28 protein-coding genes are annotated in these 24,030 nt (G+C 69.8%); 7 read left to right on the top strand and 21 right to left on the bottom strand.

Going from position 1 to position 24,030, the window contains the following annotated elements; all coding sequences use genetic code 11:
• Positions 1-2 precede the first annotated feature (2 nt).
• The 14 genes from rplN to ACIGXE_RS26575 form a co-directional block, all read right to left on the bottom strand.
• The gene (gene rplN, locus ACIGXE_RS26640; RefSeq protein WP_003956455.1) at positions 3-371 is read right to left on the bottom strand and encodes a 50S ribosomal protein L14; all 369 of its coding nucleotides are present in this window, start codon (positions 369-371) and stop codon (positions 3-5) included.
• 103 nt (positions 372-474) lie between these two features.
• A complete protein-coding gene (gene rpsQ / locus ACIGXE_RS26635) occupies positions 475-756 on the bottom strand; it encodes a 30S ribosomal protein S17 (protein ID WP_147980755.1) in 282 nt (93 codons plus the stop codon).
• Positions 756-980: a 50S ribosomal protein L29 gene (gene rpmC, locus ACIGXE_RS26630; RefSeq protein ID WP_128985131.1), complete on the bottom strand. Its 225-nt coding sequence runs from the start codon at positions 978-980 to the stop codon at positions 756-758. The genes rpsQ and rpmC overlap by 1 nt, the downstream gene beginning before the upstream one ends.
• A complete protein-coding gene (rplP, locus tag ACIGXE_RS26625) occupies positions 980-1,399 on the bottom strand; it encodes a 50S ribosomal protein L16 (protein ID WP_030494257.1) in 420 nt (139 codons plus the stop codon). Before rplP ends, rpmC begins: the two co-directional genes overlap by 1 nt.
• Positions 1,400-1,404: 5 nt before the next feature.
• Positions 1,405-2,232 (bottom strand): 30S ribosomal protein S3, encoded by an 828-nt coding sequence (rpsC, locus tag ACIGXE_RS26620; protein WP_128985132.1) that lies wholly within the window; start codon positions 2,230-2,232, stop codon positions 1,405-1,407.
• Positions 2,232-2,579: a 50S ribosomal protein L22 gene (rplV, locus tag ACIGXE_RS26615; RefSeq protein WP_030359020.1), complete on the bottom strand. Its 348-nt coding sequence runs from the start codon at positions 2,577-2,579 to the stop codon at positions 2,232-2,234. Before rplV ends, rpsC begins: the two co-directional genes overlap by 1 nt.
• A gap of 44 nt (positions 2,580-2,623) precedes the next feature.
• Positions 2,624-2,905, bottom strand: coding sequence for a 30S ribosomal protein S19 (gene rpsS, locus ACIGXE_RS26610; protein ID WP_389204795.1), 282 nt, complete (start codon positions 2,903-2,905; stop codon positions 2,624-2,626).
• A 12-nt stretch (positions 2,906-2,917) separates the two neighbouring features.
• Positions 2,918-3,754 (bottom strand): 50S ribosomal protein L2, encoded by an 837-nt coding sequence (gene rplB, locus ACIGXE_RS26605; RefSeq protein WP_046908246.1) that lies wholly within the window; start codon positions 3,752-3,754, stop codon positions 2,918-2,920.
• A gap of 39 nt (positions 3,755-3,793) precedes the next feature.
• Positions 3,794-4,111 carry a 50S ribosomal protein L23 gene (gene rplW / locus ACIGXE_RS26600; RefSeq protein WP_282694359.1) on the bottom strand — a complete coding sequence of 106 codons (318 nt, stop codon included), beginning with the start codon at positions 4,109-4,111 and terminating at the stop codon, positions 3,794-3,796.
• A complete protein-coding gene (rplD, locus tag ACIGXE_RS26595; protein ID WP_399751406.1) occupies positions 4,111-4,761 on the bottom strand; it encodes a 50S ribosomal protein L4 in 651 nt (216 codons plus the stop codon). Before rplD ends, rplW begins: the two co-directional genes overlap by 1 nt.
• A 4-nt stretch (positions 4,762-4,765) precedes the next feature.
• On the bottom strand, positions 4,766-5,410 hold the full coding sequence (rplC, locus tag ACIGXE_RS26590) for a 50S ribosomal protein L3 (protein ID WP_389656392.1): 645 nt from the start codon (positions 5,408-5,410) through the stop codon (positions 4,766-4,768).
• Between the two features lie 13 nt (positions 5,411-5,423).
• A complete protein-coding gene (gene rpsJ / locus ACIGXE_RS26585; RefSeq protein WP_003948644.1) occupies positions 5,424-5,732 on the bottom strand; it encodes a 30S ribosomal protein S10 in 309 nt (102 codons plus the stop codon).
• Between the two features lie 453 nt (positions 5,733-6,185).
• Positions 6,186-7,145, bottom strand: a complete 960-nt coding sequence (locus ACIGXE_RS26580) for a hypothetical protein (RefSeq protein ID WP_399751405.1) — start codon at positions 7,143-7,145, stop codon at positions 6,186-6,188.
• A gap of 100 nt (positions 7,146-7,245) precedes the next feature.
• Positions 7,246-8,421, bottom strand: a complete 1,176-nt coding sequence (locus ACIGXE_RS26575; protein ID WP_399751404.1) for a hypothetical protein — start codon at positions 8,419-8,421, stop codon at positions 7,246-7,248.
• A gap of 122 nt (positions 8,422-8,543) precedes the next feature.
• Between ACIGXE_RS26575 and ACIGXE_RS26570 the strand changes: the two genes are divergently transcribed.
• Together ACIGXE_RS26570 and ACIGXE_RS26565 are read left to right on the top strand one after the other, a co-directional pair.
• Positions 8,544-9,335, top strand: a complete 792-nt coding sequence (locus ACIGXE_RS26570) for an RNA repair domain-containing protein (RefSeq protein WP_399751403.1) — start codon at positions 8,544-8,546, stop codon at positions 9,333-9,335.
• A gap of 75 nt (positions 9,336-9,410) precedes the next feature.
• Complete coding sequence (locus ACIGXE_RS26565; RefSeq protein ID WP_399751402.1) at positions 9,411-11,402, top strand: PIG-L family deacetylase; 1,992 nt, start codon at positions 9,411-9,413, stop codon at positions 11,400-11,402.
• Positions 11,403-11,494: 92 nt separating this feature from the next.
• Here ACIGXE_RS26565 and ACIGXE_RS26560 read toward each other — a convergent pair whose 3' ends face one another.
• From ACIGXE_RS26560 to ACIGXE_RS26535, 6 genes are all read right to left on the bottom strand, one after another.
• Positions 11,495-14,176: a peptidoglycan recognition protein gene (locus ACIGXE_RS26560; RefSeq protein ID WP_399751401.1), complete on the bottom strand. Its 2,682-nt coding sequence runs from the start codon at positions 14,174-14,176 to the stop codon at positions 11,495-11,497.
• Between the two features lie 174 nt (positions 14,177-14,350).
• Complete coding sequence (tuf, locus tag ACIGXE_RS26555) at positions 14,351-15,544, bottom strand: elongation factor Tu (RefSeq protein WP_128985141.1); 1,194 nt, start codon at positions 15,542-15,544, stop codon at positions 14,351-14,353.
• A 150-nt stretch (positions 15,545-15,694) separates the two neighbouring features.
• A complete protein-coding gene (gene fusA, locus ACIGXE_RS26550; RefSeq protein ID WP_399751400.1) occupies positions 15,695-17,821 on the bottom strand; it encodes an elongation factor G in 2,127 nt (708 codons plus the stop codon).
• 39 nt (positions 17,822-17,860) lie between these two features.
• A complete protein-coding gene (gene rpsG, locus ACIGXE_RS26545) occupies positions 17,861-18,331 on the bottom strand; it encodes a 30S ribosomal protein S7 (protein ID WP_345486254.1) in 471 nt (156 codons plus the stop codon).
• Positions 18,332-18,333: 2 nt separating this feature from the next.
• Positions 18,334-18,705: a 30S ribosomal protein S12 gene (gene rpsL / locus ACIGXE_RS26540; protein WP_003948652.1), complete on the bottom strand. Its 372-nt coding sequence runs from the start codon at positions 18,703-18,705 to the stop codon at positions 18,334-18,336.
• A 643-nt stretch (positions 18,706-19,348) separates the two neighbouring features.
• The gene (locus ACIGXE_RS26535) at positions 19,349-19,807 is read right to left on the bottom strand and encodes a helix-turn-helix domain-containing protein (protein ID WP_399751399.1); all 459 of its coding nucleotides are present in this window, start codon (positions 19,805-19,807) and stop codon (positions 19,349-19,351) included.
• A gap of 244 nt (positions 19,808-20,051) precedes the next feature.
• Between ACIGXE_RS26535 and ACIGXE_RS26530 the strand changes: the two genes are divergently transcribed.
• From ACIGXE_RS26530 to ACIGXE_RS26520, 3 genes are read left to right on the top strand one after another with little or no spacing between them, the layout of a single operon-like run.
• Complete coding sequence (locus ACIGXE_RS26530) at positions 20,052-20,405, top strand: WhiB family transcriptional regulator (protein WP_399751398.1); 354 nt, start codon at positions 20,052-20,054, stop codon at positions 20,403-20,405.
• Positions 20,398-21,153, top strand: coding sequence for a hypothetical protein (locus ACIGXE_RS26525; RefSeq protein WP_399751397.1), 756 nt, complete (start codon positions 20,398-20,400; stop codon positions 21,151-21,153). Before ACIGXE_RS26530 ends, ACIGXE_RS26525 begins: the two co-directional genes overlap by 8 nt.
• Positions 21,147-21,356, top strand: a complete 210-nt coding sequence (locus tag ACIGXE_RS26520) for a hypothetical protein (protein WP_399751396.1) — start codon at positions 21,147-21,149, stop codon at positions 21,354-21,356. Before ACIGXE_RS26525 ends, ACIGXE_RS26520 begins: the two co-directional genes overlap by 7 nt.
• 120 nt (positions 21,357-21,476) lie before the next feature.
• Here ACIGXE_RS26520 and ACIGXE_RS26515 read toward each other — a convergent pair whose 3' ends face one another.
• Positions 21,477-22,304: a hypothetical protein gene (locus tag ACIGXE_RS26515; RefSeq protein ID WP_399751395.1), complete on the bottom strand. Its 828-nt coding sequence runs from the start codon at positions 22,302-22,304 to the stop codon at positions 21,477-21,479.
• Positions 22,305-22,613: 309 nt separating this feature from the next.
• Between ACIGXE_RS26515 and ACIGXE_RS26510 the strand changes: the two genes are divergently transcribed.
• A complete protein-coding gene (locus ACIGXE_RS26510; RefSeq protein ID WP_399751394.1) occupies positions 22,614-23,021 on the top strand; it encodes a hypothetical protein in 408 nt (135 codons plus the stop codon).
• A gap of 186 nt (positions 23,022-23,207) precedes the next feature.
• The gene (locus ACIGXE_RS26505; RefSeq protein WP_399751393.1) at positions 23,208-23,816 is read left to right on the top strand and encodes a phage tail protein; all 609 of its coding nucleotides are present in this window, start codon (positions 23,208-23,210) and stop codon (positions 23,814-23,816) included.
• The last annotated feature ends 214 nt before the right edge of the window (positions 23,817-24,030 follow it).

Below are 24,030 nucleotides of genomic sequence, written 5' to 3'. Positions count from 1 at the left end.
GCTTACAGCACCTCCGGCGCGAGCGAGATGATCTTCATGAACTTCTTCTCGCGCAGCTCACGGCCGACCGGGCCGAAGATACGGGTGCCACGAGGGTCGCCGTCGTTCTTGAGAATGACAGCGGCGTTCTCGTCGAAGCGGATGTACGAGCCGTCCTGGCGGCGGCGCTCCTTGACGGTGCGAACGATGACCGCCTTGACGACGTCACCCTTCTTCACGTTGCCACCGGGGATCGCGTCCTTGACGGTGGCGACGATGACGTCACCGATGCCCGCGTAGCGGCGACCCGAACCACCGAGAACACGGATGCAAAGGATCTCCTTGGCACCAGTGTTGTCGGCGACGCGAAGTCGCGACTCCTGCTGGATCACGTCTATCTCCTGATTGTCTGCCGGTTCCCGGTGGGGGCCTCAGCGGATGAGGCCCCGCACCGAGCCTGGCGGAACTGTTCCTAGGGGGTCCCCCTAGGAGGGATTACTTGGCCTTCTCGAGGATCTCGACGACGCGCCAGTGCTTGGACGCCGACAGCTTCCGGGTCTCCATCAGGAGGACGCGGTCGCCGACGCCGGCAGCGTTCTGCTCGTCGTGAGCCTTGAGCTTGTTCGTACGGCGGATGACCTTGCCGTACAGCGCGTGCTTGACGCGGTCCTCGACAGCGACGACGACGGTCTTGTCCATCTTGTCGCTGACGACGAGGCCCTCACGGACCTTGCGGGCGTTGCGCTCGGTCTTCTCAGTCACGTTGTTCTCGCTCATCAGGCGTTCTCCACCGTCTCGATGCCCAGCTCGCGCTCACGCATCAGGGTGTAGATCCGGGCGATGTCCTTACGGACGGACTTGAGCCGACCGTGGTTCTCGAGCTGGCCCGTCGCCGCCTGGAAGCGGAGGTTGAACAGCTCTTCCTTGGCCTCGCGGAGCTTGGCGACAAGCTCCTCGTTGCCCAGCTCGCGCAGCTCGGACGCCTTGGTACCGGCCGACATCACAGCTCACCTGCCTCGCGCTTAACGATCTTGCACTTCATCGGCAGCTTGTGGGCCGCACGAGTCAGAGCCTCACGCGCGATCTTCTCGTTCGGGTAGGACAGCTCGAACATCACCCGACCGGGCTTGACGTTCGCGATCCACCACTCCGGGGAACCCTTACCGGAACCCATGCGGGTCTCGGCAGGCTTCTTCGTGAGCGGACGGTCCGGGTAGATGTTGATCCAGACCTTGCCGCCACGCTTGATGTGGCGGGTCATCGCGATACGCGCGGCCTCGATCTGGCGGTTGGTCACGTAGGCCGGGGTGAGGGCCTGAATGCCGTACTCGCCGAACGCAACCTGCGTGCCACCCTTGGACATACCGTTGCGCTTCGGGTGGTGCTGCTTGCGGTGCTTGACCCTACGGGGGATCAGCATTTCGGTCAGGCCTCCGTTCCGGTGCTCTCAGCAGCCGGAGCGGCGGCGGCGTCGGCCTTGGGGGCCTCGGCAGCGGGAGCCTGCTGCGGCTTGCGACCGCGACCGCCACGCTCGCCACCGCGGCCACCACGGGCCGGGCGGTCAGCGCCACCACGGGCCGGGCGGTTGCCGGCGCGGGCAGCAGCGTTCTCGGCGCGGACCTCGGCGATGTTCTTGACGTCGCCCTTGTAGATCCAGACCTTCACGCCGATGCGGCCGAAGGTCGTCTTGGCCTCGAAGAAGCCGTACTCGACGTTCGCGCGGAGGGTGTGCAGCGGCACACGGCCCTCGCGGTAGAACTCCGAGCGGGACATCTCGGCGCCGCCGAGACGGCCACCACACTGGATCTTGATGCCCTTGGCGCCGGCCTTCATGGCGGACTGCATGCTCTTGCGCATGGCCCGACGGAAGGAGACGCGGGAGGACAGCTGCTCGGCCACGGCCTGGGCCACGAGCTGAGCGTCGACCTCGGGGTTCTTGACCTCGAGGATGTTCAGCTGAACCTGCTTGCCGGTCAGCTTCTCCAGCTGGCCACGGATCTTGTCGGCCTCGGCGCCACGGCGACCGATGACAATGCCCGGACGAGCGGTGTGGATGTCCACGCGGACACGGTCACGGGTGCGCTCGATCTCAACCTTCGAGATGCCGGCGCGCTCCATGCCGGACGTCAGCATCCGACGGATGGCGACGTCTTCCTTGACGTAGTCCTTGTACAGCTTGTCGGCGTACCAGCGCGACTTGAAGTCGGTGGTGATGCCGAGCCGGAACCCATGCGGGTTAACCTTCTGGCCCATTACCGGGTTCCTTCCTTGCTGCTGACGACCACGGTGATGTGGCTGGTCCGCTTGCGGATCCGGTAGGCACGGCCCTGGGCACGCGGACGGAACCGCTTCAGGGTCGGGCCCTCGTCAACGAACGCCTCGCTGATGAACAGCGAGGAGGCGTCCGTGTGGTCGTAGTTGTGCGCGGCGTTGGCGATGGCGCTGTCGAGCACCTTGCCGACCGGCACGGAGGCTGCCTGCGGAGCGAATCGCAGAACAGCCTGAGCCTCCGTGGCATCCATGCCACGGATAAGGTCCACCACGCGGCGGGCCTTCATGGGCGTAACGCGGATGTACCGCGCCTGGGCCCTGGCTTCCATGGTTGTCCCTCTCAGTTACTTACGTGTCTGAATGCGATCCGCTACTAGCGGCGCTTCGACTTCCGGTCTTCCTTGACGTGACCCCGGAAGGTGCGCGTCGGCGAGAACTCGCCGAGCTTGTGGCCGACCATCGACTCGGTGACGAACACCGGGACGTGGGTCTTGCCGTTGTGCACCGCGATGGTGTGACCCAGCATGCTGGGGATGATCATCGAGCGACGGGACCAGGTCTTGATGACGTTCTTGGTGCCGGCTTCGTTCTGGGCGTCCACCTTCTTTACGAGGTGGTCGTCGACGAAGGGCCCCTTCTTGAGACTGCGCGGCATCTAAACCCGCTCCTAGCGCTTCTTGTTCGTCTTGCGGCGGCGGACGATGTACTTGTTCGAAGCCTTCTTCGGCGAACGAGTACGACCCTCCTTCTGACCCCACGGGGAGACCGGGTGGCGACCACCGGAGGTCTTGCCCTCACCACCACCGTGCGGGTGGTCAACCGGGTTCATCGCCACACCGCGGACGGTCGGGCGAACGCCGAGCCAGCGCTTGCGGCCGGCCTTACCCCAGTTGATGTTCGACTGCTCGGCGTTGCCGACCTCGCCGATGGTGGCGCGGCAGCGGGCGTCGACCAGACGGATCTCGCCGGAAGGCATGCGGAGGTGGGCCATGGTGCCCTCCTTCGCGAGCAGCTGCACGGAGGCACCTGCGGAGCGGGCGAACTTGGCGCCACCGCCGGGACGGAGCTCGATCGCGTGGATCGTGGTACCGACCGGGATGTTACGGAGGGCCAGGTTGTTGCCGGGCTTGATGTCGGCCGTGGGGCCGTTCTCCACCCGGTCACCCTGCGACAGACCACGCGGGGCGATGATGTAGCGCTTCTCGCCGTCCGCGTAGTGGAGCAGCGCGATGCGCGCGGTGCGGTTGGGGTCGTACTCGATGTGAGCGACCTTGGCCGGCACGCCGTCCTTGTCGTGACGACGGAAGTCGATCACGCGGTAGGCGCGCTTGTGGCCACCGCCCTGGTGACGGACGGTCACACGACCGGTGTTGTTACGGCCACCCTTGCTGTGCAGCGGGCGGACCAGCGACTTCTCCGGCGTGGACCGCGTGATCTCGACGAAGTCGGCGACGGAGGAGCCACGGCGGCCCGGCGTCGTCGGCTTGTACTTGCGGATACCCATTTCTCAGTCCTCGTCCGATATCGGACGACTCGACCGCCCTTAGGCGGTCGGGCCGCCGAAGATGTCGATTCGGTTGCCCTCAGCAAGGGTCACGATGGCGCGCTTGGTGTTGGCGCGCTTGCCGAAACCGGTGCGGGTGCGCTTGCGCTTGCCCTGACGGTTGATCGTGTTGACCCCGGCGACCTTGACCGAGAAGACCGCCTCGACGGCCTGCTTGATCTGGGTCTTGTTGGCGGTGGGCGCGACGATGAACGTGTACTTGTTCTCGTCGAGCAGCGCGTAGCTCTTCTCGGAGACGACCGGCTTGACGAGGATGTCGCGCGGGTCCGTGAAGGTCTTGCTGGTGATCTCGGCCATCAGGCTTCGTTCCCCTCGTTGTCATCGGCCTTGGGGCCAGACACGAAGGACTCGAGGGCGGCCTGGGTGAAGACCACGTCGTCGGATCGCATCACGTCGTACGTGTTCAGCTGGCCCGGCTCCAGGATGTGGACCTGGGGCAGGTTGCGGGCGGACAGCCACGCGGCCTCGTCGCTGCGCTCGGCGACCAGGAGCAGGTTCTTGCGCTCCGAGATCTTGCCGAACAGCGTCTTGGCGGCCTTGGTGGAGATGCCACCCTCGACCACGCCGCTGACGACGTGGATGCGGGAGTGGTTCGCCCGGTCGGAGAGGGCACCGCGGAGGGCGGCGGCCTTCATCTTCTTCGGGGTCCGCTGCGAGTAGTCACGCGGCACGGGACCGTGCACGACGCCACCACCGGCGAACTGCGGGGCGCGGGTCGAACCCTGACGGGCGCGGCCGGTGCCCTTCTGGCGGTAAGGCTTCTTGCCACCACCGCGGACCTCGCCACGCGTCTTGGTCTTGTGGGTGCCCTGGCGGGCAGCCGCAAGCTGCGCGACGACGACCTGGTGGATCAGCGGGATGCTGATCTTGGCGTCGAAGATCTCGGCCGGGAGCTCGACGGTCCCGGTCTTGTCGCCGGAGGGCGACAGAATGTCAATGGTGCTCATATCCTCAGGCCCCCTTGGCCGCGGTGCGGACCAGGACGAGGCCGCCGTTCGGACCAGGAACCGCGCCCTTGATGAGGAGCAGGCCCTTCTCCGCGTCAACGGCGTGAACGGTCAGGTTCTGGGTGGTCACGCGCTCGTTGCCCATGCGGCCGGCCATGCGCATGCCCTTGAAGACGCGGCCCGGGGTGGCGCAGCCACCGATCGAACCGGGCTTGCGGTGCACGCGGTGGGCACCGTGGGAGGCCTTGCCGCCACGGAAGTTGTGACGCTTCATGGCACCGGCGAAGCCCTTGCCCTTGCTCTTGCCGGTGACGTCGACCTTCACGCCGGCCTCGAAGACCTCGGCGGTGATCTCCTGGCCGAGCGTGTACTCGGAGGCGTCAGCGGTGCGGAGCTCCACCAGGTGGCGGCGCGGGGTGACGTCGGCCTTGGCGAAGTGACCCTTGAGGGGCTTGTTCACCTTGCGCGGGTCGATCTCGCCGAAGGCGATCTGGACCGACTCGTAGCCGTCGATGTCATTCGTACGGACCTGGGTCACGACATTCGGGCCGGCCTTGACGACGGTCACCGGGACGACCCGGTTGTTCTCGTCCCAGACCTGCGTCATGCCGAGCTTCTCGCCCAGGATGCCCTTGATGTTCTTAGCCATCTCGCGCGTCACCTCAGAGCTTGATCTCGATGTCGACGCCCGCCGGCAGGTCGAGACGCATGAGCGAGTCAACCGTCTTCGGCGTGGGGTCGAGGATGTCGATGAGGCGCTTGTGCGTGCGCATCTCGAAGTGCTCGCGCGAGTCCTTGTACTTGTGCGGCGACTTGATGACGCAGTACACGTTCTTCTCAGTGGGCAGCGGCACCGGGCCCGCGACCGACGCACCAGTGCGGGTCACCGTCTCGACGATCTTCTTCGCCGAGGAGTCGATGACCTCGTGGTCGTAGGCCTTGAGCCGGATGCGGATCTTCTGTCCCGCCATGGCTACTCAGTAGTCCTGTCTCTCGTAACGCTCTGGAACCCGGGGGTTCTACCGACTCCTCCTCCGACCCACGCGGTCGGGCGTGTCGCACTCCCTCTACGAAGAAGTCCCGAAGGATTTCCCAACCAAGGGGGTACGGGCCCAAAAACCCGCGAAGCCGGGGGCGGAACACCCACCGGGTGCCTGGTCGGCGCCCCGCTGACACTTCCCGGAAGATTCCCGTACGTCCGCCCCGGCCCTCTCAGCTGAGAAGTGTGGGACGACGAGTACTGTGGGACTCGCTTCCGGTCCTCCCGGCGGGAGGCGCGCAGCATCGGCACTCAACCGAGCAACCCCGACAGTCTGCCATACCTCACCTACCGGCCGCCAATCGGGGCCGAAGACTGTACCCCACGTCACGCAGAGGTACACACAGGGGCGCGCCGCACGGCGGACACGCCCCCTGGTCACCGCTCAGGTACGCGAGGACGTGCCGCACTCCTGCGGGAGCTGGGCGAGGTCCTTGCTGCGGTCGTACGGATCCACGGCCGGCCCCGCCGGCTCCGGCGCGGCCGGATCGCCGGCCCCGTCCTCGTCGAACGCGGGGTGGTAGTAGCCGTCCACCGGCCGGGTGCAGTCGTCGTTGCCGACGTTCGAGCTCCACTCGCTCACCCCGAGCTTGCCCTGGGTGACCTCGAACCTCGCCGGGTCGGCCAGGGAGAAGGTGATCTGGCGGCGGACGATCGTACGCTCCACCTCGTCGGAGCCCGGCCGGGCCTTCACGATCGGATAGACGAAGGTGTAGTCGGTGCGGATCAGCACCGTCCCGGCCTGCTCGCCCCTGCCGTTCTCGACGCTCATCCGGCCGCGTACCTTCACGACCTCGCCGACGGGCCGGACCTCGGCCGGGGAGAAGCGGCTGAAGAGCATGGTCGGGTCGTCCCGATCCGTGGGCTCGGCGAAGGCCCTCTCCAGGTCCGACCGGAGATCCGGCTGCCGCGGGTCGAGCAGCCCGAGCGCCCGCTGCGGCCGCGCGCCCCTGATCACCGCCGGGTCCAGGTTCGACGCGACCAGGAAGTCCTTGGCGGTCGCCAGGGCCGTCGTGACCTGCGCCTTCGACATCCAGCCGGTCGCCTTCGCCGGTGGTGGCACGATGCCCGCCGCGCCGTCGGCCCAGCGCAGCGCCGGGGAGCCCTTGAAGGGCTCCCGCAGCGTCGGCCGGTGCGGGAACGCCTCGTCCGCGGGGGCCCCGGACGGCCGGCCCGTCTCGGCGGCGAGCGGCAGCGTGTCCCCCGGGTCGTGCCACGGCATCAGCTCCGGCCGCAGCGCCGCGAGCGCCAGGCCGGCGACCACCACGAGCCCCACCGCCCCCGACGCGATCCGGGCCGCGGGGCTCTGGCCCTGGCTCCCGTGGTCGTCGTAGTCCCACCCCATGTGTTCCACCCCTGTGTCGTCGCGCCTGTCGCGCCTTCGTGCGTGTCGTGCGTGTCGTGCCTGTCGTGCGTGTCGTGCCTGTCGTGCGTGTCGTCGCGTGTCAGCTGCGGGTGACGGTCCCGCACCCGTGCGGGAGCTCGTCGAGGGTCTTGCTGCGGTCGTACGGGTCGACCGCCGGGCCCGTCGCGGAGGGCGCGGGCACGGGCGCGGCCTTGTCGTCCTCGTGGAAGGCCGGGTGATAGAACCCGTCGGTGGGCCGGTCGCAGGAGCTGTTGCCGACGTTGGACCGCCAGTCGTGGAGCACGAGCCGGCCCTTGGTCACGGCGTAGCCGCCGGGGTAGAAGGCGAAGACCACCACGCGGCGCACGATCGTGCGGGCGACCTCGTCGGCACCGGGGCGGATCTGGACCAGCGGATAGACGAAGGTGACGTCGGCGTGGACGAGGACCGCGTCCGCCGCCTGCCCCGCGCCCTTCTCCACGGTCATGCGGCCACGCGTCTTCACGACCGTGCCGACCGGGCGGACCTCGGACGGCTTGAAGCGGCTGAACAGGCTGCTGGGATCGTTCTTCTCGGTCGGCGTGACCAGGCCGCGCTCCAGTTCCTCGCGGACCTCCGGCTGCTTCGGGTCGATCAGCTTCAGCGCCGCGACCGGCCGGCCGCCCCGGACGACCGCCGGGTCCAGGTTCGACGCGACCAGGAAGTCCTTGGACTTCCGCAGCGCCGCCGCGACCTGGCTCTTCGACATCCAGCCCGTCGCCTTCGCCTCCGGCAGCTCGATGCCCGCCGCGCCGTCCGCCCAGCGCAGCGCCGGGGAGCCGCGGAAGGGCTCCTTCAGGGTCGGCCGGTCCGGGTCGACCGGATCCGGCGCGGCGGTCGGCCGGGCCGTCTCGGCGGCCAGCGGCGTGGCGTCCTCGGGATGCTCGCTCCAGCTGTGCGGCAGGGCGGAGGTCACGCTCTCCGGGAGGAGGCCGGTGACCAGCTGCGGCCGTACGGCGAGCAGCGCCAGCGCGGCGGCGAGGGTGACACCCACGACGGCCTTGGCCTTGCGCCGGCGCGGCGCGCGCCCGTTCATCTCCTGCCAGGCCGGGCCGGTGCGCCAGCCCGCGGGCTCCTCGCGCTTCGGCCGCTTGGGAGCCTTCGGGGCCTTGGGCCGCTTCGGCGGCCTGACCTTCCGCAGGGCCCGCTCCTGCTCCTCGGTACCGAGACCCTGCTCGCGCGCCGCCTCGACGAACGCGGCCCACTCCTCGTCGGAGACCGACGGCTTCTCACTCATCTTCCCCACCCCTGTGCATGCTCGTGCGATCCGGACGCTCTCATGCCGCCGCACGGGCGGAAAAGCCAGGTCAGGGGCTCTTCATCAGTTCGTGATCAGCCGATTCCGGGCACAGGTCGGGTATGCGTACGAGCGACGAGGTCTACCACCGGGTCGTGTGGGACCCACGCCTCGACGCCGAGCGCTTCGTCATGGGGATCGCCGAGCGCGGCGCCGGTCCGAAACGGGTGGACCTGGTGGACTTCGTCCCCGGTGGGGAGATCCCCTGGCACCGGGTGCTGTTCTTCGAGGCAGACGGGGAGCTCGTCTGGGACCGGGCGACCGGCGTGGACCGGCTCGACGAGTCGCCCGCCGGCCACGCCCACGCCGACGTCCTGGCCGTCCCGCCCACGTACCGCACGGCCGTCGCCTGGCTTCCGCCCGAAGCGCTCCGGGAGCCGATCCAGGAGATCCGGCGCGTCCACGACCGCCAGATCGGCCGCTGGCCGCCGCACGTCAACGTCGTCTACGGCTTCGTGCCCGAGTCCGACTTCCTCCGGGCCGTCCCCCTGGTCGCGGCCGCCCTGCGGACCGTCCCGCCGTTCCGGGCCCGGCTGCGGGGCGTGCGCTGGTTCCGGCACCGTACGGACGCCACGGTCTGGCTCGACCCGGCCGCGGCGGGCGAGGAGCCGTGGCTGCGCCTGCGGGAGGCCCTGGAGGACCGCTTCCCGCTGTGCGTCGACACCCGCGGCTTCACCCCCCACCTGTCCCTCGGCCGCAGCCGCGACCCCGCCGCCCTCGCCGCGCGCTGCGAGGAACTGCTCGGGACGATGAGCGTCCGGGTCACCGAGCTCGCGCTGCTCTCACGGCGCGCCGACGGGCCCATGCGGGTACGAGCCACCCTGCCGCTCGGCCCCGGCTCCCCCTCCGGTTGAACCCCCGGCCGCGAAAATCCGTCTAGCCAGTCGCCCACACATGACCAGCACAGACGTACAGGGGACACACGAGCGGTGGACAGCAGAAGAGTGGCACGGCGCGGTGTGCTCGCGGGCGCGGCGGGTCTCGCCGCCGCGGCCGTCGCCGGATGTTCCGTACCCACGCGGCCCGGCAGCGCGGTCTCCGCCGACCCGTCACCGGGGCGGCCCGTCGCGACCGGCGGGCGGGCCCTGCTCATGCAGTTCGCCGCGCACCCGGACGACGACCTGTACTTCATGAACCCGGACACGCAGCGGCTGCTCGACGCCGGGGTCCCGCTCGTCTCCGTGTACGTGACCGCCGGCGAGCACACGGGCAACAACCGGATCAAGGGGATGCCGGAGACCCCGCCCGACCGGGCCGCGTACTCCTCGGCACGCCACCAGGGACTGCGCCAGGCCTACGCGGAGGCGCTCGGCGCCGACCGGTTCACGGCCTGGGACCGGCGCGTGACCACGCTCGCCGGCGGGCGCGGCGCCGAGGTCGACACGCTCGTCCACGGCGGGCGCCGGGTCCAGCTGGTCTTCCTCAACCTGCCCATGCACGCGCTCCGCCGCTACATGGCGCTGCCCGCGCTGTGGGAGGACCGCGCCGTCGAACTGCGCACCCACCTGTCCACCGGCTCCCCCGTAACCCGCGCCGACGGCTACGACCACGACCAGCTCATCGAGGTCCTCGCCGGGCTCCTGGCCACCCACCGGCCGACCGTCGTGCACACCCTCGACCCCGATCCGGACATCCAGCTCAGCGACGAGGCCACCCGCAAGCGGGACAGCGAGCAGTCCGGCTACTCCGACCACGGCGACCACACGGCCGTCGCCTGCTTCACCTGGGCGGCGCTGCTGCGCTGGGTCGCCGACGCGACCAAGGGCGGCGGCCCGGTGCCGGCGTTCACCGTGAACGCCTTCCGCGGCTACTACAACCGGCACTGGCCGAAGAACCTCCCGCCCGGCGTCCTCGCCGAGAAGGCCGCCCACCTGGTCCCGTACGGCGGCGACCCGTCCTGGGACTGCGGCAACCCCTCCGGCTGCGGCGACTACGGCGTCGGCGGCGACCGCCCGCTGACCAACCGGAAGGGCTGGGTGCGCTCCACCCACTACCGCTGGCCCGCCCCGGGACCGGCCGTCGCCGAGGAGCCGGGCGGCCGGCTCGCCGCGTACGGCGTGCTGGGCCTGCGCGCGGTCCGCTGGCGCGAGACGGCCCCGGCGTCCGGCCGGTGGGGCGAGCCGGAGGACCTGGGCGGCGGCCCGCTGGCCCCCGCCCTCGCCTCCGCCGCCCTCCCCGACGGGCGCCTCCTCCTCTTCGGCGTCCGCTTCGCGGCGCTCTCCGGCCGCGGCGGCGCCAACCGGCGCGAGCTCGTCCTCCTGGAGCAGCGTTCCCCCGGCGGCCCGTTCCTCGCCTGGCGGGGCCTCGGCAACCCCGAGCGCGGCGACGACCGGGGCCGCCGCATCGGCGCCCCGGTGGCCGTCACCGCCCCCGACGGGCGGGTCCACCTCTTCGTGCGGAACGCGGACAAGGGCGTCTCGACGCGGGTCCGGGCGGCCGACGGCAGCTGGGGCCCGTGGGCGCCGCTGCCCTCCCAGGAAGAGCTGCAGGACGGCCTGACGGCGCTGGTCGACGCCACCGGCCGGGTGCACCTCCTGGCGACGGGCCGCACGGCCGTACGCCACTGGATCGACGGCTCCCCCGCCGCCCCGCTCCCCCTCGCCGGCGACCCGGTCGCCGCGCTCCCGGCACCGGGCCCGGACGGCGTCCAGGTCTTCTACCGTGCGCCGGCCGACGGGCGGCTGCGCGCGACGACCGGCGGCGCCCCGGCCTTCGAGGGCTACGGCCCCCTCGCCGCGGCCCCGGGCCCGGCCCTCCTCGGCCGCGACCCCCACGGCCGTGTCCAGCTCCACCGCGCCGGCCGCCTGTCGGTCCGCACCCGGGGCACGGCCCCGGTGGGGGCCCCGGTCCTGCACGGGGCCGGGACGGTGATCGGCCTCGGGGCGGACGCACGCCCGTGGGTGTGGCGCCCCAGGGCCTAGGAAGCCGGAGGGCCCGCCTCCCGGAGCGGGAGACGGGCCCGAACTCGCGGCCGTGTCAGGCCACTTGCTCAATCGGTCACTCGGTCACTCGGTCACTTGACGAAGTACCCGGTGATGTCGGCGAGCAGGTCGACACTGCCCGCGTGGTTGTAGAAGCTGACCTTGCCGTCGGCGCTGACCGGGACGACCACCAGGTTCGGGATCGACAGGCCGGTGGTGAAGTTCAGGTTCGACACCGGCGGACGGGTCTGGTCGCTCGGGTAGACGGACACCCAGCCCGAGCTGGTCGGGTTGGTCGCCGTCACGTTGATCACGACGGCCGTGACACCGCTGGCCGGGATGCCGTTGGCACCGGTCACCTGAAGGGTGACGGTTTCCTTGGCCCCGACCTTGCCCTGCCGCACGCCCTGGCCCGCGATCGTGTTCATCAGACGCTTCGGACCGATGTTGACGTGCTTGGCCTGGGTGGTGTCGGTGGTGAAGTAGCCGGTGACGTCACCGAGCAGGTCCACCGAACCGGCGTGGTTGTAGAAGCTGACCTTGCCGTCGGCACCGACCGGGACGATCACCAGGTTCGGGATCGACTGGCCCGCCCTGAAGTTCAGGTTCGAGGTGCTGGGGCGCGTCGTCCCGCTCGGGTAGACCGAGACCCACCCGGAGTTGGTCGGGTTGGTCGCCGTCACGTTCATCACGACCGCGGTGACACCCGTGGACGGGATGCCCGCCACGCCGGTGACCTGGAGGGAGGCCGTCGAGGCCGGACCGAGCTTCGTCGGCACGCCCTGGCCCGCGATGGTGTTCATGATCCGCGCGGGGCCGGTGGTGGCGAACGTCGAGCCGCTGGCGTCCTTGGTGTAGTAGCCGGTGATGTCGGCGAGCAGGTCGACGGAGCCGGCGTGGTTGTAGAACCGCACCTTGCCGTCGACGACCGGGACGACCACGAGGTTCGGGATGGAGACCCCGGCCGTGAAGTTCAGGTTCGACGTGGACGGACGGTTCGTCCCGTTCGGGTACACCGACACGAAGCTGGACGCGGTCGGGTTGGTGGCGGTCACGTTGAGGACGACCGCGCCGACACCGGTGGCCGGGATGCCCTGGACGCCGGCGACCTGGAGGACGACCTCCTGGCCGGGTCCGACCTTGGCCTTCGGGACGCCGAGGCCCGCCATCGTGTTCATGAGGCGCTTGGGGTCGACCGGGTGGAAGGTCTTCGGCCCGGGCACGGTCACGGTGACCGGCGCGGAGGTCGTGACCTTGCCGGAGACGTGCGTGGCGCGGACGGCGACGGTGTGCTCGCCGTAGCCGCTGACGGACACGGCGGCGCTGCGGATGTGGCCCCAGGGCGACATGACGACCTGGCCGTCGACCAGCACCTCGAACTTGTGGATGAGGCTGTTCGGGGAGGTGGTCGTGGACCAGTTCACGGTCAGCGGGCCGGGGGTCTCGTAGCCGGTGCCGGCCTTGGACGCTCCGCCGGTCAGCGAGTCGATCTTGAGGTTGGCGACGGAGCCGGTGGCGTAGCTGCGGATCTGCGGCAGCTGCGGGTAGAGGCTGTTGCCGGGGCACTGGGTGTTGAAGCCGTCACGGTGGCCGTTGACCGCGCTGAAGGTGTACTGCTGCCCCGGGGTGAACTTCTTGCCGAAGTAGTTGGACAGCGTCTCCGTCGCCGGATCGCCGCCCGCCGTCAGCGTCACGCTGGTGCTGCCCGGGTCGACACCGTACTGACCGAGCTTGTACGCGACGACCCGCGCGGCGGAGATCAGCGCGGCCTGCGGAGCGGTCTGGCTGGTGTAGTCACCGATGAAGGAGACGCTGGTCGACTCGGAGTTCCAGCCGTAGGTGTGGGCGCCCATCACCGGCTGGTCGACGCCGCCCTGACGCCCCTCGAAGATCTTGCCGCACTTGTCGACGAGGAAGTTGTAGCCGAGGTCGCGCCAGCCGTTGGTCTTCACGTGGTAGACGTGAATGGCCCGGACGACGGCGGCGGAGTCCGCGCAGCTGTAGTCGGCGTCCGTGGTGTGGTGGACGAACACCGCCTTGATCTTCCCGCCGGGCAGGTAGATCGGACCCTCGTTGTTGAGCGACTCGTCGGCTCCCCACTCGGCGCGCGAGACGATCGTCGGCCTGGGTGCGGTCGACGCGGGACCGGTCGGAGTCGGCGGCGCGTCGGCGACGTAGGCCGCGGGCGCCGCGTTCAGGTCGCCGGACGACTTCTCGGCGGTGTTGCTGGCACCCGGGTCGACCAGGTCGAGGCGCAGGCCGGCGGGCAGCTTGCCGTCGGCGGCACCGTCGGAGACCCGCACCTCGGCGCCGTCGGAGGCGCCGACCCAGATCGGCTCGGTGGAACCCCGAGCGCCCGCCCGCTTTCCGTCGAGCAGTGCCGGGTAGGGCACCAGGTCCATCCACTCGGTCCACTCGCCGGTGTCGGCGCTCCGGGTCCGGGCCTGCACCTTGCCCTTGATCTTGGCCTGGGGGTCCGTCCAGGACACGCCCAGAAGGCCGAAGCGGGCGGTGTCGCGCTGCGACAGAACCGCTTCTCCGTGCCCCTGGTCGGCGAGGGCGAGCTTGTGGACCTCGCTCTTGACGGGGCCGTTCTCCTCCCCGTTCGCGCTGTACACGTCCGCCGGAGCCGGCGTCTCCCCCTCGGTCCCGAAGACCGCCCCGTTCGCCGCCGCCTGGAAGGCGAGGACCGTGACGCCCGCGAGGGCGGCACCTATCGCCGTACGGCGTATTCGCGTTGCCGTTCTGCGACGCGCTCGACGTCCCGATTTCAAGTTGTCTCCACCCCTGCTGGTCATGACACGCCTGACCGGCCGCATGCTACGGGACGTCAGGTTTGCGTTCGCCACCGGGGGGTAAAACGGAGGACCCCGCACCGCCGAAGCGGTGCGGGGTCCTCGCGGGAGCTCTGTCGAGCTACCAGGTCAAACCACCGAGTTCGTGAGAACTTACTTGGTGATCTTGACGACCTGGCCGGCGCCGACGGTCCGGCCACCCTCACGGATGGCGAACTTGAGGCCCTCCTCCATGGCGACGGGCTGGATCAGCTCGACGGACATGGAGGTGTTGTCGCCCGGCATGACCATCTCGGTGCCCTCGGGGAGGGTCACGACGCCGGTCACGTCCGTGGTACGGAAGTAGAACTGCGGGCGGTAGTTGTTGAAGAACGGGGTGTGACGGCCACCCTCGTCCTTCGACAGGATGTAGGCCTGGGCCTCGAAGCTGGTGTGCGGCGTGACCGAACCCGGCTTGATGATGACCTGGCCGCGCTCGACGTCCTCGCGCTTGATGCCACGGAGGAGCAGACCGACGTTCTCACCGGCCTGGCCCTCGTCGAGCAGCTTGCGGAACATCTCGATGCCGGTGACCGTGGTGGTGGTCTTCTCGGTCTTGATGCCGATGATGTCGACGGTCTCGTTGACCTTCAGGACACCACGCTCGATACGACCGGTGACGACGGTGCCACGACCGGTGATCGTGAAGACGTCCTCGATCGGCATCAGGAACGGCTTGTCGACGTCACGCTCGGGCTGCGGGATGGACTCGTCCACGGCCTTCATGAGGCCGAGGAGCTTCTCGCCCCACTCCTTGTCGCCCTCGAGCGCCTTGAGCGCCGAGACGCGGACGACCGGCAGGTCGTCGCCCGGGAACTCGTACTCGGTGAGGAGCTCACGGACCTCGAGCTCGACGAGCTCCAGGATCTCCTCGTCGTCCACCATGTCGGCCTTGTTCAGGGCGACGACGATGTACGGAACGCCGACCTGGCGGGCCAGGAGCACGTGCTCCTTGGTCTGCGGCATCGGGCCGTCGGTGGCGGCGACCACGAGGATGGCGCCGTCCATCTGCGCGGCACCCGTGATCATGTTCTTGATGTAGTCCGCGTGACCGGGGCAGTCGACGTGGGCGTAGTGACGCGACTCGGTCTGGTACTCGACGTGCGCGATGGAGATCGTGATACCGCGCTGGCGCTCCTCAGGAGCCTTGTCGATCTGGTCGAAGGCCGAGGCCTCGTTCAGGTCCGGGTACGCGTCGTGCAGCACCTTGGTAATGGCGGCCGTGAGGGTCGTCTTACCGTGGTCAATGTGACCGATGGTGCCGATGTTGACGTGCGGCTTAGTCCGCTCGAACTTCGCCTTCGCCACTGGGGTCCTCCTGTGGAGTGGTTCTGTACGCCTTACTCATCGGCGCCAGGTGATCTTTGCTGGGATGCCGTCCGCCGGGGGCTCTCGCCTCGGGTTCGAAGATCGAGCCCCGGCGGACGGTGTCAAGCCTAAAGCGTGAACTCGGGAGAGTTACTCGCCCTTGGCCTTCGCGATGATCTCCTCGGCGACGTTCCGCGGAACCTCGGCGTAGGAGTCGAACTGCATCGAGTAGCTTGCGCGACCCGAGGTCTTGCTGCGGAGGTCGCCGACGTAGCCGAACATCTCCGACAGGGGCACGAGGCCCTTCACGATGCGGGCACCGTGACGCTCCTCCATGGCCTGGATCTGGCCACGGCGGGAGTTGATGTCGCCGATGACCTCACCCATGTAGTCCTCGGGCGTGGTGACCTCGACGGCCATCATCGGCTCAAGGAGCACGGGAGAAGCCTTGCGCGCGGCCTCCTTGAAGGCCTGCGAGCCGGCGATCTTGAACGCGAGCTCGGAGGAGTCGACCTCGTGGTAGGCACCGTCGAGAAGGATGACGCGGACGCCAGTCATCTCGTAGCCGGCCAGGATGCCGAACTGCATGGCCTCCTGCGCACCGGCGTCGACCGAAGGGATGTACTCCTTCGGGATACGACCACCGGTGACCTTGTTCACGAACTCGTACGAGGTCTCGCCACCCTCGATCGGCTCGATCGCGATCTGCACCTTGGCGAACTGGCCGGTACCACCAGTCTGCTTCTTGTGCGTGTAGTCGACGCGCTCGACGGCCTTGCGGATCGTCTCGCGGTAGGCCACCTGCGGCTTGCCGACGTTGGCCTCGACCTTGAACTCACGGCGCATACGGTCGACCAGCACCTCGAGGTGCAGCTCGCCCATACCACCGATGATGGTCTGGCCGGTCTCCTCGTCCGAGTGGACCTGGAAGGAGGGGTCCTCCTCCGCGAGACGCTGGATGGCGACACCCAGCTTCTCCTGGTCGCCCTTGGACTTGGGCTCGATGGCGACCTGGATGACCGGGGCCGGGAAGTCCATGGACTCCAGGATGACCGGGGCCTTGTCGTCGCAGAGCGTCTCACCGGTGGTGGTCTGCTTGAGACCCATCACGGCGATGATGTCGCCGGCGCCCACCGAGTCGATCTCCTCACGCTTGTTCGCGTGCATGCGGTAGATCTTGCCGATGCGCTCCTTCTTGCCCTTCACGGAGTTCAGGACAGAAGAACCGGAGTCCAGGCGACCGGAGTACACGCGGACGAAGGTGAGCTTACCGAGGTGCGGGTCGCTCATGATCTTGAACGCGAGGGCCGACAGCGGCTCGTCGTCGGACGGCTTGCGCTTGACGACCTCCTCCGGGTCGTTGACGGCGTGGCCCTCGATGGCCTCGACGTCAAGCGGGGAGGGGAGGTAGCGCACGACCGCGTCGAGCAGGGGCTGAACACCCTTGTTCTTGAACGCGGTACCGCAGAACACCGGGGTGACCGTGGTGTCCTTGGACTTGCCGGAGGCGATCGTGATGCGACGGACGGCCGCGTACAGCTGCTCCTCGGTGGGCTCCTCGCCCTCGAGGTACAGCTCCATGATCGCTTCGTCGTTCTCGGCGACGGCCTCGATCAGCTTGCCGCGGTACTCGTCGGCGAGCTCGGTGTGCGAAGCCGGGATGTCGACGACGTCGTACATCTCGCCCTTGGTGGCCTCGGCGGACCAGACAAGAGCCTTCATGCGGACCAGGTCGATGACGCCCTGGAAGTCGGCCTCGGCACCGATCGGGAGCTGCATGACGATCGGCTGGGCGCCGAGGCGGTCCTCGATCATGCCGACGCAGCGGAAGAACTCGGCACCGGTGCGGTCGAGCTTGTTGACGAAGCAGATGCGCGGAACGCCGTAGCGGTCCGCCTGACGCCAGACGGTCTCGGACTGCGGCTCGACGCCGGCCACGCCGTCGAACACCGTCACAGCACCGTCGAGCACGCGCAGCGAACGCTCCACCTCGACGGTGAAGTCGACGTGACCCGGCGTGTCGATGATGTTGATCGTGTGATCGACATCCTCGAGCGGCCAGTGGCAGGTCGTCGCGGCGGACGTGATCGTGATGCCGCGCTCCTGCTCCTGCTCCATCCAGTCCATCGTGGCAGCGCCGTCGTGGACTTCACCGATCTTGTAGGAGACGCCGGTGTAGAACAGGATCCGCTCGGTGGTGGTCGTCTTGCCCGCGTCGATGTGGGCCATGATGCCGATGTTGCGCACCTTGGCCAGGTCAAGCGAAGTGGTAGCCATAAGGCTTCAGTCTTCTCTCGGTCTCGATGTGGGTTGCGACTACCAGCGGTAGTGCGCGAAGGCCTTGTTGGACTCGGCCATCTTGTGCGTGTCCTCACGCTTCTTGACCGAAGCACCGAGGCCGTTCGAGGCGTCGAGGAGCTCGTTCATGAGGCGCTCGGTCATGGTCTTCTCGCGACGGGCGCGGGAGTAGCCGACCAGCCAGCGCAGCGCGAGGGTGGAGGCGCGACCGGGCTTGACCTCGATCGGCACCTGGTAGGTGGCGCCACCGACACGGCGGGACTTGACCTCGAGGGACGGCTTGACGTTCTCGAGAGCGCGCTTCAGCGTGATGACCGGGTCCTGGCCGGTCTTCTCACGAAGACCCTCCATGGCGCCGTACACGATGCGCTCGGCGGTGGAACGCTTGCCGTCCAGCAGGATCTTGTTGATCAGCGAGGTGACAAGAGGAGAGCTGTAGACCGGGTCGATGATGACCGGGCGCTTCGGGGCGGGGCCCTTACGAGGCATTCTTACTTCTCCTTCTTGGCGCCGTAGCGGCTGCGAGCCTGCTTACGGTTCTTGACGCCCTGCGTGTCGAGGGAACCGCGGATGATCTTGTAACGAACACCCGGCAGGTCCTTCACACGGCCACCACGCACGAGCACGATGGAGTGCTCCTGCAGGTTGTGACCCTCACCCGGAATGTAGGCCGTGACCTCGATGCCCGAGGTCAGACGCACACGCGCGACCTTACGGAGGGCCGAGTTCGGCTTCTTCGGGGTGGTCGTGAACACACGCGTGCAGACGCCGCGGCGCTGAGGGGAACCCTCGAGTGCGGGCGTCTTGTTCTTCTCGACCTTGTCCTGCCGGCCCTTACGGACCAGCTGCTGGATCGTAGGCACTACTTCTCCGGTTTCTGTGTGCCGTCGGTAAAACTAACCTGGAACGTCGCCGACCCACGCGGTCGGGTGTGTCGAATCCCGCGGACCTCCGCCGAGGGCGGAAAAGGGCGCGGATTGCGGCGGCCGGTCTCGGATCCGACGTGCGGTGGAAGACACGCACACGACTCCGGGCACACCCCAGGCACAAGGCATGAGCGTACCTATCGCATGGACTCCGGTCAAAACAAATGCCCACGCGCAAGGCCGCCGGTCGACGTGGGAGAACACCGTTCGCCCGGGGGCGGGCGATGGTACCTGAAGAAGAGGCTCCGCGCCCGCCGGAGCCACCCGCCGCGCCGGACCGCCCGGACCCTTCCGCCGCGCCGGGCGGGGACCCGGAGACACCCGGCCGGACGCAGGCCGGACACGGGGGCGCCGGGACCGGCCGGTGGGGGCCGACATGCGGGCCGGTGCGGGCCGGTGCGCCGCCCGGTGCGGGCCGGTGTGCGCCCGGTGCGGGCCGGGGGCGGTGGCGGCTGGGTGACCTGGGGCCGGTGGCGGCGGCTTGCCGGCCCGCAGCGGGCCGGTGCCGGTCGGCGGGGACCGCCAGGGCCCCGACAGGCCCGAGGTGGGCCCGGGTCCCGGACCGGGTCCGGGACCGGGGTCAGTCCTGGGCGGCGCGCCGGGACTCGCCCGCGGGCCGGGCGACGTCACCGTCCGCCTCCGCCTCGGGCTCCACCAGGAACTGCGTGACGACCTTGACGAAGACGTCCATGCGCTCGTCGGGGACCCCGAGCCAGCGCGCGAAGTCCTCCATGGTCGGCTGCCAGTCACCCGGCGCCAGCAGGTCCTCGGCGAGCGGAAGCTCCTCCGGGGTGACCCGCCCGGACCGGATGAGCATGTCGCGGACGGAGACCCCGAGGAGCGGGGCGATCCTGCGCATGGTCTCCAGGTCGGGCATGCTCTGCCGCTGCAGCAGGCGTGTGACGGCCGCCCGGTGCACGCCGGCCTCGTCGGCGATCCGGGACTTCCCTCCGCCGCGGGGGCTGTCGATGTCGTAGCCGCGCGCTCGCATCAGGCCCTCGACCCATCCCGCGAACTCGTCGAGCCCTTGAGTGCTCATGTGTACCGCTCCCTTTTACTCCCCCACCCTTCGGGCCCCTTACTTTAGCGTGCTTGCGCGCACGGAATTACGTGCTTTCGGGCACGCAATCGTGTCGAATCGGTGAAGGGTCCTCCACGAAGGTAGTTGCGAGCTCGCACGCAACATGTCTATGTTGCTCGCCGCCGCACTCGTCGGCCTCATGAGTCCCAAGGGCCCCACAAGCCCCGGAGGTCCCATGGGCCCCGGACCGTGGAGATCCACCTTGCACCAGCCCGACACCTCCCCCTGGCAGGCCGCCGCCGCGTGCGCCGGCCTCTCCCCGTCCGTCGTCTTCTCCCGGCGCGGCAAGGAGGCGGCCCCCGCCCTGCGCGCCTGCGCCGTCTGCCCCGTCAGCCGTGAGTGCGAGGCGGCCGTCGCCCCCGCCGAGAGCTGGTTCGACGGCGTCTGCGCGGGCCGCCTGTGGCGCAACGGACGCCCCGTGAAGCCCCGCCGCCGCCGCGGCGAGGCCGCCGCCGAACTCACGTCCGAGCTCACGGCCGCCGCCCTGGACGCGACCCTGGACGCGACCGCCCTGGACGCCGCCGGAGCCGCTCTCGCCGGGGGCTCCCGTGGCTGAGCAGCACGCGCACGCACCGGCGGAGGCCGGCGCCGACGAGCGGGTGGTACGGGACGTCGTCCTGTGGGCCGCCTCCCTCGTACGCCAGTTCCCCGAGCTCGCCGAGGAGCTCGCGCCCGGGCGGCGGGCGCCCGCCGGGAGCGCGCCGACCAAGCCGCACCCCGGCCGGGACGAGCTGATCCGCGCCGAGCGGCGCGAGGCCCTGCTGCTCGAACAGCGGCACGGCCTGGCCGTGCCCGGACACGGCGCCGCGCCGATCCGACTGCACATCTCCGACGCCATCCGTGACATCACCGACGGCGTGGTGGAGCTGGAGGAGGCCGTCTGCGCCCGCCTCGGTCTGCCGCGGCCGCGCCGCGCCGACGTCGTCGAGCGACTCCGCCGGGTCGTCGGCCTCCTGGACGAGATCGCCGCGCACCCGGTGCTCACCCGGCACGTGCGGGACGAGATCCGCCGCATGGCGCGCCGCTGCGCGCGCACCCTGGGCGACGCGGAGACGGTCGTCCGCGTCTCGGGCCGGTGCCCCTGGTGCGACTCGGTGTCGCTGCGGGCCTTCCCGGACCGGCGCGCGGTGCTGTGCGTGAACCCGGCGTGCGTGTGCACCGACGCGGCCTGCGGCTGCCAGGACGACCCCTCCTACCGGCACCTGTGGCCGGAGGACGAGTGGGCGGAGCTCGCGGACGCGTCAGGAGCGCGTACGGACGAGATCGAAGCGGCGATGGACGACACGAAGGAGACCTCATGCTGAGCTCGACCGCGCTTTCCCTGCCCGCGCTGATCCCGGGTCCGCTCGCCGCCGAGGAGGCGGGGGTCGCCCCGGCGACGATCCGCAAGTGGGTCCAGCTGGGCTACCTGCGGGCCGCGGGCAAGGCCGGTCGGGCACAGCTCTTCCGCCTGGAGGACGTCTTCGCGGCGGAACGCGCGACACGGCGGAAGCCGCGTACCGCCTGAGCCGCGCACCTACGAGACGAAGCGCCCCGTGTCTCCCCCCTGGGAGACACGGGGCGCTTCGTCATTCCCCCTGTCCCCTCCGTCCCTCTGCCCCCTCTGTCGCCTCTGTCGCCTCTGCCCTCATGCCCGCAGGAAGTCGTGCAGGGAGGCGGTCACGGCGTCGACGAACCGGTCGCGGACGGCCGCCGGCACGCGGTCGAGGGAGAGGTACGGATTGAGGTCCTCCAGCTCGACGAGCAGCAGCTCGCCCTCCCGGGTGCGGCAGGCGTCGACGCGCTGGATGCCGTGGTCGAGGGTGTTCCAGTCGACGAAGCGGCGGGCGAAGGCGAGGTCGGCCTCGGTGGCCTCGTAGGGCTCCAGGACCCAGCGCCGCTCGGGGTCGGGGGCGTGGAGGGCGTACTGGAACCGGTCGTCGACGAAGTAGAAGGACACCTCGTACGCGAAGTCGACGCGCGGCTGGACGAGGACGTCCCCGTACGAGAGCCCGGCGAGGCGCTCGTACGGCACGAACTCCAGGCCTATGGAGTCGGCGCCGGCCTTGGGCTTGACCACGTACGACGCGGCGGCGGGGAGCCGGTCGAGGTCGGCGGCGCGGTCGACGGTCGGGATGACGGGATGGCCGGCGGCGGTCAGGTCGAGCAGGTACTGCTTGCCGGCCATGTCCCCGCGCCCGTGGAGCGGGTTGTAGACGCGGGTGTCGAGCGCCTCCGCCCGGGCACGGAAGGCGTCGTAGGCCTCCCGGTAGTGGAGGACGGGCCCGCTGTTGCGGACGACGACGGCGTCGAAGGCGTCCATGAGGGCGGCGGCATCCAGGGGATGGCACAGCGCGAGGTCGAAGTGCGCGCGCAGCCGGGCGGTCAGGTCGATGTCCTCGTCGCAGTAGCGCCGTCCGCGGGCGGGGTAGGCGAGGTCGGTGACGTAGAGGAGGCGGGGGCGGGCGGGGGACACGGGCGACTCCTGGGGCTGTTGAGGCGGGCGGATTCCCAACCTAGCCGCCGTCCCGCCGGACTCCTAGACCCGCTACTACGCCTCCCACCTGGGCTTTTTCGAGATCGACGGATCTGATCACCGAACTAGTTGCGTGCGCGCACGCTCTCTGTCACAGTTGGTGCAGCGGCGGAGCTGTGCCCGCGAGACGGGCCGCAGACTCCGCCGCACGCCGTCCGGGCGCGCTCCGCGCCCTTCCCCCTTCGCCCGCGTCGAGCGCCCCGGACGGCACCCCGCCACCCAAGCCCCCGTCTCCTGAGGAGCATCGTCATGACCACTCCCCCGAGTGCGTTCCCGGACGTCGAGAAGCTGGTCGTCGACGTCCTCAAGGCCGACCCGGCGCTGGCCGGCGTCACGGTCGCCGCCCAGGCGCCCGCCGGCTTCGACGGCACGCAGAACGCCGTCCTGGTGAACCGCCGCGGCGGCGCCTGGATCGGCGACCTGCACGTCGACAAGCCGCTGATCGAGTTCGAGGTGTACGGGCCGACGAAGACCGCGGCCCACGTCACCGCGAACGCGGCCCGCAAGGCACTGCTCGCCACGATGGGCAAGCAGCTCGGCTCCGTCTTCGTGAGCGACGTCGAGGAGCAGGACGGGCCGCGCTGGATGCCCGACTACCTCTACCGCGGCGCCAACCGCTACCTCTGCGTCATCCAGCTCGCGCTGGACGTCTTCTAGACCTCCGGGCGCCCCCGCCGCGCCTCCGCGCGCTTCCGCGCCCCACCCCGAGCGCGTCGCCCCCGCGGCCGCTCCCCACAGACCAGGCCTCGCCGGCCCATCCGGCGGGGCCTTTGCCGTACCCGGACCCGGAATCCCTCCGGCCGGGGCGGCGCCCTCACCCTCTCACCAAGGAGAAACCCCACCATGGCAGGAAACAACTCCGCCGAGATCCGCGTCGCCGGCGTCGGCAAGCTCTTCGTCGCCAACGCCGGTGCCACCGCCCCGGCCTTCGGTGCGGACCCGGCGACCGACTGGGCGTCCACGACCTGGACGAACCTCGGCTACACCACCGGTGACGGTGTCACGTTCTCGAAGAAGGACAAGCTGGAGGCCATCGACTCGTGGCAGTCGGTCTCCCCGATCCACTACATCTACTCGGCCCGTGACCTGTCCCTGAAGTTCTCGCTGCTCCAGTTCAACGAGGACACGCTGCCGTTCTTCATGGGCGGTGGCAGCGTCAAGGCCGCTCCGGCCCCGGCGACCGACGTCTACACCTACGACATCGCCGAGCGTCCGTTCGCGGACGCCCGCGCCCTCGGCCTGGAGTTCACCGACGTCAAGGCCGGTGGCACCACCGCCGTCACCTACCGCTTCATCATCCCCCGCGGCCAGGTGACCGCCACCGACGACATCAAGCTGAACCGCAAGGGTGCCGCCACCCTCGGCGTCACCTTCACCGCGATGTCGAACGGCGACGGCAAGCCGCTGGCGACCTTCCTCATGAAGGACACGCAGTACAGCGCGTCCGTCTGATCCATCCCCACAGGGCTCCCTGACGGAGGTCTGTCCCCGGCAGGGGTCCGTCCTCGGCAGGGGTCCCGTCCGGGGCGGGGCGGCGCCCCCCCCGCCCCCCCCCCCCCCACCCCCCCCCACCCCCCCCCCCCCCCCCCACCCCGCGAACAAAGAGTTAGCCCCCCAATGGCCCATTAGACCGAACACCCCCGACCCCCCCCCCACAGTCGGCCCC

The organism is Streptomyces sp. NPDC053431 (assembly GCF_044544925.1).
Taxonomy (GTDB): Bacteria; Actinomycetota; Actinomycetes; order Streptomycetales; family Streptomycetaceae; genus Streptomyces.
This window is presented reverse-complemented; position numbering and strand designations above follow the sequence as displayed.

Bases quoted from the DNA above. Each gene is read 5' to 3' on its own strand.
- rpsQ (WP_147980755.1), bottom strand. From the start codon at position 756: ATGAGCGAGAACAACGTGACTGAGAAGACCGAGCGCAACGCCCGCAAG.
- rpmC (WP_128985131.1), bottom strand. From the start codon at position 980: ATGTCGGCCGGTACCAAGGCGTCCGAGCTGCGCGAGCTGGGCAACGAG.
- rplP (WP_030494257.1), bottom strand. From the start codon at position 1,399: ATGCTGATCCCCCGTAGGGTCAAGCACCGCAAGCAGCACCACCCGAAG.
- rpsC (WP_128985132.1), bottom strand. From the start codon at position 2,232: ATGGGCCAGAAGGTTAACCCGCATGGGTTCCGGCTCGGCATCACCACC.
- rplV (WP_030359020.1), bottom strand. From the start codon at position 2,579: ATGGAAGCCAGGGCCCAGGCGCGGTACATCCGCGTTACGCCCATGAAG.
- rpsS (WP_389204795.1), bottom strand. From the start codon at position 2,905: ATGCCGCGCAGTCTCAAGAAGGGGCCCTTCGTCGACGACCACCTCGTA.
- rplB (WP_046908246.1), bottom strand. From the start codon at position 3,754: ATGGGTATCCGCAAGTACAAGCCGACGACGCCGGGCCGCCGTGGCTCC.
- rplW (WP_282694359.1), bottom strand. From the start codon at position 4,111: ATGGCCGAGATCACCAGCAAGACCTTCACGGACCCGCGCGACATCCTC.
- rplD (WP_399751406.1), bottom strand. From the start codon at position 4,761: ATGAGCACCATTGACATTCTGTCGCCCTCCGGCGACAAGACCGGGACC.
- rplC (WP_389656392.1), bottom strand. From the start codon at position 5,410: ATGGCTAAGAACATCAAGGGCATCCTGGGCGAGAAGCTCGGCATGACG.
- rpsJ (WP_003948644.1), bottom strand. From the start codon at position 5,732: ATGGCGGGACAGAAGATCCGCATCCGGCTCAAGGCCTACGACCACGAG.
- ACIGXE_RS26580 (WP_399751405.1), bottom strand. From the start codon at position 7,145: ATGGGGTGGGACTACGACGACCACGGGAGCCAGGGCCAGAGCCCCGCG.
- ACIGXE_RS26575 (WP_399751404.1), bottom strand. From the start codon at position 8,421: ATGAGTGAGAAGCCGTCGGTCTCCGACGAGGAGTGGGCCGCGTTCGTC.
- ACIGXE_RS26570 (WP_399751403.1), top strand. From the start codon at position 8,544: ATGCGTACGAGCGACGAGGTCTACCACCGGGTCGTGTGGGACCCACGC.
- fusA (WP_399751400.1), bottom strand. From the start codon at position 17,821: ATGGCTACCACTTCGCTTGACCTGGCCAAGGTGCGCAACATCGGCATC.
- rpsG (WP_345486254.1), bottom strand. From the start codon at position 18,331: ATGCCTCGTAAGGGCCCCGCCCCGAAGCGCCCGGTCATCATCGACCCG.
- ACIGXE_RS26535 (WP_399751399.1), bottom strand. From the start codon at position 19,807: ATGAGCACTCAAGGGCTCGACGAGTTCGCGGGATGGGTCGAGGGCCTG.
- ACIGXE_RS26520 (WP_399751396.1), top strand. From the start codon at position 21,147: ATGCTGAGCTCGACCGCGCTTTCCCTGCCCGCGCTGATCCCGGGTCCG.
- ACIGXE_RS26510 (WP_399751394.1), top strand. From the start codon at position 22,614: ATGACCACTCCCCCGAGTGCGTTCCCGGACGTCGAGAAGCTGGTCGTC.
- ACIGXE_RS26505 (WP_399751393.1), top strand. From the start codon at position 23,208: ATGGCAGGAAACAACTCCGCCGAGATCCGCGTCGCCGGCGTCGGCAAG.